Source organism: Streptomyces aureocirculatus, from assembly GCF_000720475.1.
GTDB classification, from domain to species: domain Bacteria; phylum Actinomycetota; class Actinomycetes; order Streptomycetales; family Streptomycetaceae; genus Streptomyces; species Streptomyces aureocirculatus.
Genome location: NZ_JOAP01000065.1, coordinates 20,522 through 35,071, shown reverse-complemented (window position 1 = coordinate 35,071; position 14,550 = coordinate 20,522). Strand labels below are relative to the sequence as shown.

General features: G+C 71.7%; 9 protein-coding genes. 2 read left to right on the top strand and 7 right to left on the bottom strand.

Going from position 1 to position 14,550, the window contains the following annotated elements:
- Positions 1 to 120 precede the first annotated feature (120 nt).
- The 4 genes from IG78_RS0137180 to IG78_RS0137165 all read right to left on the bottom strand — a co-directional run bounded on the left by IG78_RS0137180 (position 121) and on the right by IG78_RS0137165 (position 6,188).
- The gene (locus IG78_RS0137180; RefSeq protein WP_030572780.1) at positions 121 to 1,176 is read right to left on the bottom strand and encodes a tartrate dehydrogenase; all 1,056 of its coding nucleotides are present in this window, start codon (positions 1,174 to 1,176) and stop codon (positions 121 to 123) included.
- Between the two features lie 69 nt (positions 1,177 to 1,245).
- Positions 1,246 to 2,160, bottom strand: coding sequence for a LysR family transcriptional regulator (locus IG78_RS0137175; protein ID WP_051853344.1), 915 nt, complete (start codon positions 2,158 to 2,160; stop codon positions 1,246 to 1,248).
- Positions 2,161 to 2,325: 165 nt separating this feature from the next.
- Positions 2,326 to 4,107, bottom strand: coding sequence for an ABC transporter ATP-binding protein (locus IG78_RS0137170; protein ID WP_030572775.1), 1,782 nt, complete (start codon positions 4,105 to 4,107; stop codon positions 2,326 to 2,328).
- Positions 4,104 to 6,188: an ABC transporter transmembrane domain-containing protein gene (locus tag IG78_RS0137165; protein WP_051853342.1), complete on the bottom strand. Its 2,085-nt coding sequence runs from the start codon at positions 6,186 to 6,188 to the stop codon at positions 4,104 to 4,106. Before IG78_RS0137165 ends, IG78_RS0137170 begins: the two co-directional genes overlap by 4 nt.
- Positions 6,189 to 6,367: 179 nt before the next feature.
- Here IG78_RS0137165 and IG78_RS0137160 point away from each other — a divergent pair, with 179 nt between their 5' ends.
- The gene (locus tag IG78_RS0137160; protein ID WP_030572769.1) at positions 6,368 to 7,138 is read left to right on the top strand and encodes a L,D-transpeptidase family protein; all 771 of its coding nucleotides are present in this window, start codon (positions 6,368 to 6,370) and stop codon (positions 7,136 to 7,138) included.
- A 61-nt stretch (positions 7,139 to 7,199) separates the two neighbouring features.
- Here IG78_RS0137160 and IG78_RS0137155 read toward each other — a convergent pair whose 3' ends face one another.
- The 3 genes from IG78_RS0137155 to IG78_RS0137145 all read right to left on the bottom strand — a co-directional run bounded on the left by IG78_RS0137155 (position 7,200) and on the right by IG78_RS0137145 (position 12,474).
- Complete coding sequence (locus tag IG78_RS0137155) at positions 7,200 to 8,660, bottom strand: Gfo/Idh/MocA family protein (protein ID WP_030572766.1); 1,461 nt, start codon at positions 8,658 to 8,660, stop codon at positions 7,200 to 7,202.
- A gap of 165 nt (positions 8,661 to 8,825) precedes the next feature.
- On the bottom strand, positions 8,826 to 11,948 hold the full coding sequence (locus IG78_RS0137150) for an FAD-binding and (Fe-S)-binding domain-containing protein (protein WP_037686622.1): 3,123 nt from the start codon (positions 11,946 to 11,948) through the stop codon (positions 8,826 to 8,828).
- Positions 11,949 to 12,030: 82 nt separating this feature from the next.
- Positions 12,031 to 12,474 (bottom strand): MarR family winged helix-turn-helix transcriptional regulator, encoded by a 444-nt coding sequence (locus tag IG78_RS0137145; RefSeq protein ID WP_030572761.1) that lies wholly within the window; start codon positions 12,472 to 12,474, stop codon positions 12,031 to 12,033.
- A 113-nt stretch (positions 12,475 to 12,587) separates the two neighbouring features.
- On the opposite strand from IG78_RS0137145, the gene IG78_RS0137140 reads away from it, so the two are divergent.
- The gene (locus tag IG78_RS0137140) at positions 12,588 to 14,477 is read left to right on the top strand and encodes an ABC transporter ATP-binding protein (protein WP_030572758.1); all 1,890 of its coding nucleotides are present in this window, start codon (positions 12,588 to 12,590) and stop codon (positions 14,475 to 14,477) included.
- Positions 14,478 to 14,550: the final 73 nt, after the last annotated feature.

Below are 14,550 nucleotides of genomic sequence, written 5' to 3'. Positions count from 1 at the left end.
GGTCGGTGCGGGGGAGGGGCCGGGGGCCGGGTCTGGGGTGGGGGACGTGGTCGCTGCCATGGCGCTTCTCCTCGTCTGTCCTCGTCGAGGAACGTGGACGCAGCCGGGACGTGGGAACGGTCAGAGCAGTTCGAGGAGCGTGTCGGTGAACTCGGCGGTGGTCGCGGTGCCGCCGAGGTCGGGCGTGCGGACGTCGGTCTTGGCAAGGACCGCGGCGATCGCGTCGGTGACGTCCTTGGCCGCCCCGGGATGTCCGAGGTGGTCGAGCATCAGGGCCGCGGACCAGATGGCGCCGAGCGGGTTGGCGATGCCGCGGCCCGCGATGTCGGGGGCGGAGCCGTGCACAGGCTCGAACATCGAGGGGAAGGCGCGCTCCGGGTTGAGGTTGGCGGCCGGTGCGATTCCGATGGACCCGGCGACGGCGGCGGCGAGGTCGCTGAGGATGTCGCCGAACAGGTTCGAGGCGACGACCACGTCGAAGCGGGCGGGGTCGAGGACGAACTTCGCCGCGAGCGCGTCGATGTGTTCCTGGTCCCAGGAGACCTGCGGATGGACGGCGGCGCGCTCGGCGACGAGTTCGTCCCAGAACGGCATGGTGTGCACGATGCCGTTGGACTTGGTGGCCGAGGTGAGCACTCCGCCGCGCCGTCCCGCGAGATCGAAGGCGAAGTCGAGGACGCGGGTCACTCCCGCGCGGGTGAAGACCGCTTCCTGAACGGCGATCTCCTCGGGTGTACCGCGGTTCAGCCGGCCGCCGATCTCGCTGTACTCGCCCTCGACGTTCTCCCGTACGACGACGAACTCCACGTCACGGGCGGCGGCGCCGCGCAGCGGGCTGTCGACTCCTTCGAAGACCCGGATCGGCCGCAGGTTGACGTACTGGCGGAAGCCGCGCCGGATCGGGATCAGCAGCCCCCACAGGGAGACGTGGTCGGGCACGCCCGGGTAGCCGACGGCGCCGAGCAGGATCGCGTCCTTCTCGCGCAGTTGATCGAGGCCGTCCTTGGGCATCATCGCGCCCTCGCGGAGGTAGCGCTCGCAGGACCAGTCGTAGGAGGTGTAGGTGAAGCCGACGCCGTGGCGGGCGCCGACGGTGTCAAGGACCTGCTGGGCGGGCGGCAGGACTTCCGTGCCGATGCCGTCGCCGGGGATGAGTGCGATGTGATGGCGGGTCATGCGCCGATTGCAGCAATCAGGCCGCCGGGCCGTCCAAGTCGCTGTGCCGATCTGCCTTATAAGCCCGGCCTATCGGCTGCCCGCCTGCCGGGTTCCGGCTCGGCTCTTGATGGCGTCCAGCGCGCAGGTCACAAAGGTGCGGGCGGCAGGCGAAAGCCCCGTGCGGCGGCTGACCAGCGCGATCCGCAAGGTCGTCCTCGGCTCGATGTCCACGACCAGAGCCCCCGCCTGTTCGGCCATGGTGCGCCAGGACTCGGTGACCACGGCAAGGCCGACCCCGGCGAGGACCAGGGGCAGGATCGCCACCCGATGCTCGGTCTCCGCCGCGACGGTGATGTCGATCCCCCGCTCGCGCAGTCCGTCGACGTACGCGCGCATGCCGGTGCCCCGCTGCCCGACGATCAGCCGGTGTCCGGCCAGTTCCTCGCAAGCGATCGACCGGGTCCCGGAAAACGGCCCTTCGGGCGGGGTGACCAGGACGAAGCGCTGCTCCCCTGCGGCATGGGACACCACCTCCTTGTCGGGGAGCGGCCCCGATGTGGCGAGCAGTCCCAGTTCGGCGGCGCCAGTGCGCACCATGTCGACGACGTCACGAGAGGTGAAGGCGGCCCGGACACTCACCGACACTCCAGGGTGGCGGCCGCTGAACGCACGGATCATCGTGGTCAGCGGCTCGACCGCCTGGGAGGGCATGGCGGCGACGTCGAGCCTCCCTTCGCGCAGCTCGTGCACGGCCGCGACGCAGGACCGGGCGGTCGCCAGGCTGCGTACGGCGGCCCGGGCCGGTTCGATCAGCGCCGTCCCGGCCTCGGTGAGGACCGCCCGGCGGCCGATCCGGTGGAACAGACTGCCGCCCAGGTCCCGCTCCAGGGCCTGCACGGCCTGGGAGAGCGCGGGCTGGGAGATGTACAGGGCAGCCGCTGCCCGGTTGAAGCCACCGTGATCGACGATCGCGAGGAAGTACTCGAGCTGCCGGATGTCCATGACGGCCATCCTGCCCGCGAGGCGCCGGGAACCCGGCGCCCCACCTCACCTCCGGCCCACCGCGCCGCCTCGCCTGCGCCCCACCGCGCCACCTCACCTGCGCCCCGTGGCGCCACCTCACCTCCGGCCCGCCGCGCCGCCTCACCCGCGCCCCGTCGCGCTACCTCACCCGTGCCACGACCTCCACAGCGCCGCGTACGCCCCGTCGGCCCGCACCAGTTCGTCGTGGCTGCCGATCTCGCTGATGCGGCCGTTCTCGACCACGGCGATGACGTCGGCGTCGTGGGCGGTGTGCAGGCGGTGGGCGATGGCGACCACCGTGCGGCCGTCGAGGACGCGGGCCAGGGAGCGCTCCAGGTGGCGTGCCGCACGGGGGTCCAGGAGCGAGGTCGCCTCGTCAAGGACCAGTGTGTGCGGGTCGGCGAGCACCAGCCGTGCCAGGGCGATCTGCTGGGCCTGCGCGGGGGTGAGACTCACACCGCCCGAGCCGACCTCGGTGTCGAGCTCGTCGTCCAGGCCGCGCGCCCAGTCACCGGCGTCGACCGCGCCGAGGGCCGCCCACAGCTCGGCGTCGTCCGCGCCGCTCCGCGCGAGCAGCAGGTTGTCGCGGAGGGAACCCACGAAGACGTGATGCTCCTGGTTGACGAGTGCCACGTGTGCGCGGACGTTTTCCGCGGGCATCCGCGCCAGCTCGGCGCCGCCCAGGGTGACCCGGCCGGTGCGCGGCCCGTAGATGCCCGCCAGCAACCGGCCGAGGGTGGACTTGCCCGCGCCGGACGGACCGACGAGCGCGACCCGCGAACCGGGCCGGACGGACAGGGACACCTCACGCAGCACGTCGACGCCTTCGCGGTAGCCGAAGTGCACGTCGTCCGCGAGCACGTCGCGCCCCTCGGGCCGCACGGAGTCGTCGCCCGCGTCGGGCTCGATGTCCCGCACACCCACCAGGCGCGCCAGGGACACGTGCGCGACCTGCATCTCGTCGTACCAGCGCAGGATGATGTTCAGCGGGTCGACGAGCATCTGCGCGATGAGCGCGCCCGTCGTGAGCTGGCCGACACCGATCCAGCCCTGCAGGACGAAGACGCCGCCGATCATCAGGACCGAGCAGAGCACGATGATGTGGGTGGCGTTGATGACGGGGAAGAGGACCGACCGCAGATAGAGCGTGTAGCGCTCCCAGGCGGTCCATTCCTTGATGCGCCGCTCCGACTGTTCGACGCGGCGCGCCCCGAGGCGGTGGGCTTCCACGGTCCGGCCCGCGTCGACGGTCTCGGCGAGCGTGGCGGCCACGGCGGCGTACCCGGCGGCTTCGGAGCGGTACGCGGACGGCGCCCGCTTGAAGTACCAGCGGCAGCCGACGACAAGCAGCGGCACGGCGAGCAGCAGCGCCGGGGCGAGCGGCGGCGCGGTCACGGCGAGCCCGCCGACGAGCAGGCCCGCCCACACCACGCCGATGGCGAGCTGGGGCACGGCCTCACGCATCGCGTTGGCGAGCCGGTCGATGTCCGTGGTGATCCGGGACAGCAGGTCACCGGTGCCCGCGCGCTCCAGGACGCCCGGGGGCAGCCCGACCGACCGGACCAGGAAGTCCTCCCTCAGGTCCGCCAGCATGCGCTCCCCGAGGATCGCCCCGCGCAGCCGCACCTGGTGCACGAAGAGAGCCTGTACGACAAGCGCCAGGGCGAACAGGGCGACGGTGCGCTCCAGGTGGAGTTCGCGAGAGCCGTCCGAGACGTTCTCGACGACGTCACCGAGGAGGTAGGGGCCCACCATCGACGCGGTCACGGCGAGCGTGTTCACGCCGATGAGCAGCAGGAAGGCCCGGCGGTGGCGTCGGAACAGTTCGCGCACGTAGGAGCGTACGGTGGCGGGCCCGCCGACGGGCAGCGTCTCCGCGGTGGTCGGGGCGGCCGGGTCGTATGCCGGTGGCGCCAGGCCGATCATGCGGACTCCTCGATATCGGTGTGGATGTCGGGTGCGATGTCCGGTACACGCACCTTGCGCGGGTCGTCGTCGTGCTCGGACGGTCTCGCGACTTCCGCGGGCGGCCCTGCGGCCGCTGCCGCCGCGGGCGTCGCCGCCTCCTGGTCCGTCTCGCGCGTCACGACGGCCCGGTACCGGGGTTCGGTGACGATCAGTTCGCGGTGTTCGCCGACCGCTGTGACCTCGCCGTCGTGCAGGAACACGACGCGGTCGGCGCGGTCCAGGAGCAGCGGCGACGAGGTGAGCACCACGGTGGTGCGGCCGGCCCGCAGTTCGCGCAGACCGTCGGCGATCCGTGCCTCGGTGTGGGAATCGACGGCGGAGGTCGGCTCGTCGAGCACCAGGGCCTCGGGGTCGGTGACAAGGGACCGGGCGAGCGCGAGGCGCTGGCGCTGGCCGCCGGAGAGGGAACGTCCGCGCTCGGTGAGGCGTGCGTCCATGGGGTCGTCCCCGACCGATCCCTGGACGAGGGCGTCGAGCACGTCGCCGCACTGCGCGGCGGCCAGGGCCCGCTGCGGACTCACGGCTCCGGACGCCGGTACGTCGAGCAGGGCGCGCAGGGTTCCGGACAGCAGGACCGGGTCCTTGTCCTGGACGAGGACGGCGGTACGCGCGATGTCGAGCGGCAGGTCGTCCAGCGGTACGCCGCCGAGGCGGACGGAGGGCAGACCCGCCGCTTCCTCGAACGCGGGGTGCCCGCCGAGACGTTCGGCGAGGCGGCCGGCCGCGTCCGGGTCGCCGCACACCACGGCGGTGAGGCGTCCCGCCGGGGCGAGCAGACCGGTGGCCGGGTCTTGGAGGTCGCCGGCAGGCACGGCGGGCTCGTCCTGCGTACCGCCCGAGGGCGAGCCGTCGGCCCGAGCAAGCGCCCGCTCGGACATCCGGGCCGATGCCTGTGCCGGCGCCCGCGCCGATGCCTGTTCCGGGATCCGCTTCGAGGTCCGTCCCGGGACCCGCTCCAATGTCCGTTCCGGCTTCCGCCCCGACGTGGGTTCCGGCTTCCGCCCCGACGTCGGTTCCGGTCTCCGCTCCGGTGTCGTTTCCAGCGTCCGTTCCAGCGAGAGGACGCGTGCCGCCCGCTTCGCCGAGGGGCGCGAGAAGGAGTACGCCATCGCGATCTCCTCGAAGTGCCGTAGCGGGTAGTTGAGCAGCATCACGGCGCTGTAGACGGTGACCAGTTCGCCCACCGTTATCCGGCCCTCGCCGGCGAGGTGCACCCCGTACCAGACGAGCGCGACCAACAGCAGCCCAGGAAGGAGTACTTGCGTGGCCGAGATCACCGCCCACATGCGGGCGCTGCGCACCGCGGCCGTCCGTACCTCCTGCGAGGCACGCCGGTAGCGGTCGAGGAACAGGTCCTCGCCGCCGATGCCGCGCAGCACCCGCAGCCCGGCGACGGTGTCCGAGGCCAGCTCGGTGGCGCGCCCGGCCTTCTCGCGCTGAACGTCGGCGCGGCGAGTGGCGCGGGGAAGGAGCGGCAGGACGGCGAGGGGCAGGACCGGGACGCCGATGGCGACGATCACGCCGAGCGCGGGCTGGTACACAAGGAGACCGACGCAGACCGCGAGCACCGTGAGGGCGGCCGCCGCGAACCGGGACAGCGCCTCCACGAACCAGCCGATCTTCTCGACGTCGGCGGTGGACACGGCCACCACCTCACCCGCGGCGACCCGCCGGGTGAGCGCGGCGCCGAGGACCGCGGTCTTGCGGGCGAGCAACTGCTGGGTGCGGGCGGCCGCGGTGATCCAGTTGGTGACCGCGGTGCGGTGCAGCATGGTGTCGCCGAGCGCGACGGCGACACCGGCCAGCAGGATCACACCGCCGGAGACGGCGAGCCGGGTGCCCGAACCGTCGACGACGGCCTGCACCGCGAGCCCCACCGTGTACGGCAGTGCCGCGATGCCGAGGAAGTGCAGCAGTCCCCAGCTCAGCGACCTGAGCTGGCCGCCGAGCTGGTTGCGGCCGAGCCAGAGCAGGAAGCGGGGGCCGGACCGGGTGTCGGGCTCGCCCGGATCGGCGTACGGAAGATCGCGAATGTGCATGATGTCCCAGCGGACGGAGCGGAATGAACGGGTTGCGGTAACAAACCGTGAAAGGTTCGCCTCGTACGGTGGCTCGAAGCAAACGATTTTCCGGTGCCGGGCAAAGAGTCGGCCATTCCCCGGGGCGGTGTGCGGCCCACGGCCCGTCGCGTCCGTGGCCCGGTGCGACCATGGAGCGCATGCGTATAGCCGGTGTGGTGCGAACGGCGGCCGCGGCAGCGGTCTGCTCTGTCCTGCTGACGTCCCTGACCTCTTGCGGGACGAGCGACGACGGTGACGGACGCAAGGACGGCAAGCGGGGCGCACCGGGTGGTACGGACGGGCGTACCACCGATCTCCGGCGCATCCCGGATGTCGGCGACCGTCTCCAGTCGCGGATTCCCCGCAACTCCCGCCAGGTGGTGGCCGTCTACGGCCGGAGCAGGAACCTGGCGGACGCGACGGTCGTTCTTTATACGAGAGCCGCCGCAGGCGGGGGAGGGGGAGACGCCACCTGGAAGAAGGAGCGAAGCTGGCCCGCCCACAACGGCAAGAAGGGCTGGACGCTCGACCACCGTGAGAACGACAAGCGCAGCCCGGTGGGCGTGTTCACGCTCAGCGACGCGGGCGGTGTCCTCGCCGACCCCGACCCCTCCCACGGCTCCGGCCTCCCGTACACCGAGTCGGCGGCGTTCCAGGCCCCGCACTACTGGCCGAAGACGCACTGGCACGACTTCGACCACGTCATCGCCATCGACTACAACCGCGTCAAGGGCACCCCGCCCAACGACCCCACGCGCCCGCAGGGCCAGGCCAAGGGCGGCAGCATCTGGCTGCACATGGACCACGGCAGCGGCACGTCCGGGTGCGTGAGCCTGCCGAAGTCCGGCATGCGGTATCTGCTGCGCACGCTCGACCCGAAGCAGCACCCGGTCGTGGTGATGGGCGACAAGGCGGCCCTGCGGGACTGAGCTGAGGGGGGGGGTGGGCCCCGGTGGCGGGGCCGTCCCCGAGCGGCCCACCCCCGTGCGCTCAGGACTCCTTCGGCTTCTCGGAGTCCATGCCGGACCGTGCCTTCTTCCACAGGCCGCGGGTGAAGTCCGGGATCGCCTGCGGCGCGCCCTTGGCCTTGATCGAGGCGTGGCTGAGCGGCACCGGCGCCGTCCAGGTGGCCGCGTCGTACACGTCGAAGTCCGGTACGAGCCCGAGCCGCATGCACTGCATCAGGCGGAACACCATGAGGTAGTCCATGCCGCCGTGCCCGCCGGGCGGGTTGGCGTGCTCCTTCCACAGCCAGTGGTCGAACTCGGCGGCGTAACTGCCGAAGTCGCCCCACTCGTCGTCCGTGTGGTCGGGTTCGATGTAGATGCGCTCCGGGTAGTCCTCGAAGACGCCCCTGGTGCCGCCGAGGCTGTTGATGCGGCTGTAGGGGTGCGGCGTGGAGACGTCGTGCTCCAGGCGGATCACCCGGCCCTTGGCGGTCTGTATGAGGCTGATGGTGCGGTCACTCTTGATGTACGTCTCCTTCCAGCTCGGGTCGCCGGGCGGCATGTGCTCCTCGCGGTACTCGGCGAGGCCGAGCGAGGGGGTGCCGAAGCTGGAGATGTGAGTCGCTCGGTCGCCGCGGTTGATGTCCATGTAGTTGGCGACGGGGCCGAAGCCGTGATTCGGGTAGAGGTCGCCGCGCAGCCGTGTGTGCCACAGCCGCCGCCACGGACCCTCGTAGTACTTCGGGTCGAACATCAGGCCGCGCAGGTCGTGGTTGTAGGCGCCCGCGCCGTGCAGCAGGTCACCGAACTTGCCCGCGTGTGCCATCCGCAGGACCCGCATCTCGTTCTTGCCGTAGCAGCAGTTCTCCAACTGCATACAGTGTCTGCGGGTGCGCTCGGACAGGTCGACGAGCTGCCACAGCTCGTCGAGGCGCATGGCGAGGGGGCACTCCACGCCGACGTGCTTGCCGTTCAGCATTGCCGTCCTCGCCATGGCGAAGTGCGTGTCCCAGGGCGTCGCCACGTACACGAAGTCGATGTCCCCGCGGCGGCACAGCTTCTCGTAGTCGTGATCGCCGTTGGTGTACGCCGCGGGGGCGGGCTGCCCGGCGGCGACGACCTTCTTCGAGGCCTTCGCCACCTTGTCCTTGACCGGGTCGCACAGTGCGACGACGCGTACGCCCGGCTGCGCGAGGAACAGGTCGATCATGCTGCCGCCGCGGTTGCCGAGGCCGACGATGCCGACGCGCACCGTGGAGCGGGCCTGGAACGGTACGCCGATCATCGTCCTGCCCTTGGCGGCCGGGGCCTCGGCCGCGGTCGCCGCTGCTCCCGCCGGAGCGTCGGCGGAGGCGTCCGCGTGGGCGGTGCCGGAGCCCAGGGCACCCAGGCCGAGGCCCGCCCCGGCAAGTCCGGCCGTGCGGAGGACCGTACGCCGTGAGTGACCGTCGGTGGACTCGTCGGTGGACTCTTCGGGCGCCGGTGTCGCGTTCTCGTCGTGCATCGGACCTCCGTCATCGCGGTGCCTATCTGTGGGCGGAAGACACCCTGATGGCGGTGCGAGAAGGGCGCAAGGGGTCGAAGTGGCCGGGGGGTTGGACTTTTCGCCAGGTGGTGCGGTGCCGCCCCCCTCCGTGCGGGGTGAAAGGACCGGGGGTGCCTCGGGCGCTCACTTCCGTCCGGCGCCCCCGGGCCGCGTGGCCCGTTCCAACTCCATCAGCACGGACCGGTAGCGCCGCCCCGTCGCATGGTCCATCCCCACCTCGCACATCCGGTTCGCCGACAGATACGCGTCGTACGTACGGGACGTCACCTCCGCGGCCTCCTTGCGGGTCGCGGACCGGGTGAGCTCCTCGTGCAGCATCCCGCGGTCGCCGGCGAACGCGCAGCAGCCGGAGTCGTCGGGCACCACGACCTCGTCCGCGCAGGCCTCGGCGACGGCGAGCAGATGCGCCTCGTCGCCCAAGTGACGCATGGAGCAGGTGGGGTGGAGGACCGCGGAGCCGACGCGGCGGTGCGGTGTGAGGTGGGGCAGCAGATCGTCGGCGGCCCACACCACCGAGTCGACGACCGTCAGCTCCTGGTGCAGCCTGCGGTTGTCGGCGGTGAGGTACGGCACGACCTCGTGGGCGATGCCGAGCGCGCAGGACGACGCGTCCACGACCAGGGGCAGCGCACCGCCCGCGGTCCAGCCCCAGGCGGCCTCGACGATACGGTTCGCCATCAGCGCGTTGCCGGTCTCGTACCCCTTGGAGTGCCAGATCGTGGCGCAGCACGTGCCCGCCACGTCGTCCGGGATCCACACCGGTTTCCCGGCGCGGGCCGAGACCGCGACGACGGCCTGGGCGAGGGAGACGTCGCCGGGGCTGGCGAAGATGCGGTTCACGCACGCCGGGTAGTAGACGGCGGACGCGCCGACGCGGGCGGTGTGCGGGAGCGCGGCGGAGGCGGGCCCCGGGACCTCCGGCAGCCACTCCGGGACCAGGTCGGGACGCACGGCCTTGCGGGCGGCGCGGGTGACGGCGGTCAGTACGCGGTCGCCGCGGTCGCCACGGCCGTGGTAACCGGGACGGTGGCCACGGCCACCGCCGAGAAGAGTGCCCAGCTTGTCCGCCGCGGCCACCGCGAGCCGCGCACAAGCCTCGACCGCCCCGAAGTGCCGGGCGGTCAGCGCGGCCACCCGCTCCTCCCGCCGGGAGTGCCTGGCCTGCCGGAAGTCCTTCATCAGAGCGCCGGTGTCGATACCGACGGGACAGGCGAGCTTGCAGGTGGAGTCGCCCGCGCAGGTGTCCACGGCGTCGTACCCGTACGCGTCGACGAGACCGTCCTCGACCGGCGAACCGGGCGCCTGGCGCATCATCTCGCGGCGCAGCACGATGCGTTGGCGCGGGGTGGTCGTCAGGTCCTCGCTGGGGCACGTCGGTTCGCAGAAGCCGCACTCGATGCACGGGTCCGCGATCGGCTCGACCTTCGGGATCGTCTTGAGGCCGCGCAGATGGGCCCGCGGATCACGGTCGAGGACGATGCGCGGCGCGAGCACGCCGTCCGGGTCGATGACCTGCTTCGTGCGCCACATCAGCGCCGTCGCCTTCGGTCCCCATTCGAGTTCGAGGAACGGCGCGATGTTGCGGCCCGTCGCGTGCTCCGCCTTCAGCGAGCCGTCGAAGCGCTCGACGGTCAGACGGCAGAACTCGTCCATGAACGCGGCGTACCGGTCCACGTCGGTGCGCAGGCCCGCGTCGAAGGCCAGCAGGAAGTGCAGGTTCCCGTGCGCCGCGTGCCCGGCCACGGCGGTGTCGAAGCCGTGCCGCGTCTGGAGTTCGAGGAGCGCCTCGCAGGCCTCCGCGAGGCGCGCCGGGGGCACGGCGAAGTCCTCGGTGATCAGCGTCGTCCCCGCAGGGCGCGAGCCGCCGACGGCCGCCACGAACGCCTTGCGGGCCGTCCAGTAGCCCGTGATCGTCTTCGGGTCACGGGTGAACTCATTGGTCACGGAGGCCACGGGCGCCACGAGGGAGAGGCCGTCGAGTACCTCGGCGGCCGCCGCCTCGTAGGCCCGCTGGCGGGCCTCGTCCGGTGCGCGGAACTCCACCAGGAGCGCTGCCGTGTCCTTCGGCAGCCGCGCCCAGTCGGCCGGGACGCCCCGGACGCTGACCGACGCGCGCAGGGTGTTGCCGTCCATCAGCTCCACCGCGAGCGCGCCCGCCTCGTTGAACCGCGGCACGGCGGCCGCGGCGGCGGGCAGGGAGGGGAAGAACAGCAGGGCGGTGGAGACCCGCCGGTCCAGCGGAAGGGTGTCGAAGACGACTTCGGAGATGAAACCGAACGTGCCCTCGGAGCCGACCATGAGGCCGCGCAGGATCCGCACCGGCGTCGCGCCGTCGAGGAACGCGTCCAGGCGGTAGCCGTTGGTGTTCTTGATCTCGTGCTTCGCGCGGATACGGGCGGTGAGCTCCGGGTCCGCCTCGATCTCGCGCTTGATCTCCAGGAGGCCCGCGCACAGGGCGGGTTCGGCGTGCGCGAGCAGGTCGTCGGCGTCCGGGTCCGCCGTGTCCACGACCGTGCCGGAGGGCAGCACGAAGGTCAGGGACGCGACCGTGCGGTAGGAGTTGCGGGTGGTGCCCGCCGTCATGCCGGAGGCGTTGTTCGCCACGACGCCCCCGACGGTGCAGGCGATCGCGCTCGCCGGGTCGGGACCGAGGACGCGGCCGTGCCGGGCGAGGGTGGCGTTGGCGCGCACGATCGTCGTGCCGGGCCTGATCCGCGCACGCACGGAGCCGCCCGCGCCCTGTGCGCCCGCTGTGCCCACCGTGCCCGCTGTGCCTTCTGCGCCTGCTGTGCCCACCGTGCCCACTGCGCCCTGCGGGTCCGCTGTGCCCTCCGTGCCGCTGGCGTCCTGGGGCCCGTCGAGCACCTCGATGCCCGACCAGTGCTTGCGTACGTCGACGAGGATGTCCTCGCCCTGCGCCTGACCGTTCAGCGAGGTTCCTGCGGCGCGGAAGACGACCTCGCGGCCCTTGCCGTGTGCGTACGACAGGACGGCCGACACGTCGTCGATGTCCTCGGCGACGACCACGACCTGGGGCACGAAGCGGTAGGGGCTCGCGTCCGACGCGTACCGGACCAGGTCGGACACCTTGCTCAGGACCTTGCCTGGGCCGAGGATCGCGGTCAGTTCGTCGCGCAGCGGTCCGGGCGTGCCGTCGGCCCGGTCGTCAGGGACCCGGTCGGAGGACGGGGCTCGGCCGTCCGTGGCGGGGCGCAGTGCGTCGGGGTCGGGCTCCAGCACGGGCATGGCCTCTCCTCGGCGGGGTCGGCGGGGACGGCAGGGACGGCGGCGGGTCGGGGCGGCTCGGGAGCGGCACCTTGACGCCCACTCAGCAGTGTGGCTGATCCGGCGCGTCGAACAGGGCGTCGAGCAGGCCGCCCAACTGCGCGCGCTGCGCCGTGTCCAACGGGGCCAGGATGTCCTCCGCCGCGGCCCGGCGCGCGCCGTGCAGCTTTCCGAGGGCCTCGCGCCCGCCCTCAGTCAGCTCTATGCGGATGACGCGGCGGTTGGTGGGGTCGGGCACGCGGCGCACCATGGCCGCCCCCTCCAGGCCGTCGACCAGGCTGGTCACAGCACGCGGGACGACCTCGAGGCGCTGCGCGAGGTCGGCCATGCGCGGCGGAGTGTCGTAGTACGACAGGGTGCGCAAAAGGCGGGACTGCGCCGGTGTGATCCCGATGGGCTCCAGATGGCGCTTCTGGATGCGGTGCAGCCGACGGGTGAGCCGCAGCAACTGCTCGGCAAGGAATCCGTCGGTGTCCGGTGTGCTCATGGGGGAACGGTATCAGGACCTCGTACATTGTGAGCGTAGGTAACAATGAGCTATCCTCTTCTGGTCATCGCCGGTCCGCCGCGTCCGGCCCGCGTCGTACCCCGTAGGAGCCCATGCGCTACGACGAACACACAACAGACAGCCGTGTCACACACACCCCCGCGTCGGACACCCCCGAGGAGCCGCACGAGCTGCGCCGCATCCTCCGTCTCTTCCGCCCCTACCGCGGCCGCCTCGCCTTCGTGGGCCTGCTGGTCTGTGCCGCGTCCCTGGTGTCGGTGGCCACCCCCTTCCTTCTGAAGGAGATCCTCGACACCGCGATCCCGGAGGGCCGCACGGGTCTGCTGAGCCTGCTGGCCCTCGGGATGATCCTCAGCGCGGTGGTCACCAGCGTCTTCGGCGTCCTGCAGACCCTGATCTCGACGACCGTCGGCCAGCAGGTCATGCACGACCTGCGCACCGCCGTGTACGGCCGCCTCCAGCACATGTCCCTCGCCTTCTTCACGCGCACGCGCACGGGCGAGGTCCAGTCCCGCATCGCCAACGACATCGGCGGCATGCAGGCGACCGTCACGTCCACGGCGACGTCCCTGGTGTCGAACCTGACGAGCGTCATTGCCACGGTCGTCGCGATGCTCGCCCTCGACTGGCGTCTGACGGTCGTCTCGCTGCTGCTGCTCCCCGTGTTCGCGTGGATCAGCCGCCGCGTGGGTCGCGAGCGCAAGAAGATAGCCACCGAACGCCAGAAGCAGATGGCCGCGATGGCGGCCACGGTCACGGAGTCGCTGTCGGTCAGCGGCATCCTGCTCGGCCGCACGATGGGCCGCGCCGACTCCCTCACCCGGTCCTTCGGGGAGGAGTCCGAGCGGCTCGTCGACCTGGAGGTCCGCTCCAACATGGCCGGGCGCTGGCGCATGGCCGTGATCACCATCGTGATGGCGGCGATGCCCGCCGTCATCTACTGGAGCGCCGGTCTCGCCTTCCAGCTCGGCGGCCCCACCGTCTCCATCGGTACGCTCGTCGCCTTCGTCTCGCTCCAACAGGGCCTGTTCCGGCCGACCGTGAGCCTGCTGTCCACCGGTGTGCAGATCCAGACGTCCCTCGCCCTGTTCCAGCGCATCTTCGAGTACCTCGACCTGCCCATCGACATCACCGAACGCGACGAACCCGTCCGCCTGGAGACGGTCAAGGGCGAGGTCCGGTTCGAGAACGTCACCTTCCGCTACGACGAGCACGACGAGCACGACGAGCACGACGAGCACGGTGAGCACGACGAGCACGGTGAGTACGAGGGGCACGACAAGCGGGGCGCCCCCGTGCTCGACGGCATCGACCTCACGGTGCCCGCGGGCGGCAGCCTCGCGGTCGTCGGGCCCACGGGATCAGGCAAGTCCACCCTCAGCTATCTGGTGCCCCGGCTGTACGACGTGAGCGGCGGCCGGGTCACGCTCGACGGCGTCGACGTGCGCGACCTGGACTTCGACACCCTCGCCCGCGCGGTCGGCGTCGTCTCCCAGGAGACCTACCTCTTCCACGCCTCGGTCGCGGACAACCTGCGCTTCGCCAAGCCGGACGCCACGGACGAGGAGATGCGGACGGCGGCGCGCGCGGCCCAGATCCACGACCACATCGCGGCCCTGCCCGACGGGTACGACACGGTCGTCGGGGAGCGCGGCCACCGCTTCTCCGGCGGCGAGAAGCAGCGCCTCGCCATCGCCCGCACGATCCTGCGCGACCCGCCCGTCCTCATCCTCGACGAGGCGACCAGCGCGCTCGACACCCGCACGGAGCACGCCGTCCAGCAGGCCATCGACGCCCTGTCGGCCAACCGGACGACGCTCACCATCGCCCACCGCCTGTCGACGGTCCGCGACGCCGACCAGATCGTCGTCCTCGACTCCGGCCGGATGACCGAGCGCGGCACCCACACCGAGCTCCTCGCCCGAGGGGGCCAGTACGCCGCCCTGGTCCGCGGGGACGCCCAACTGGAGCCGGTGACGTAGGGCAGTGGGGCGAGCTGTACAGGCATATGCGGTAGATGTACAGGAAATATGATGAATGTCGGGTTAGCGTGCC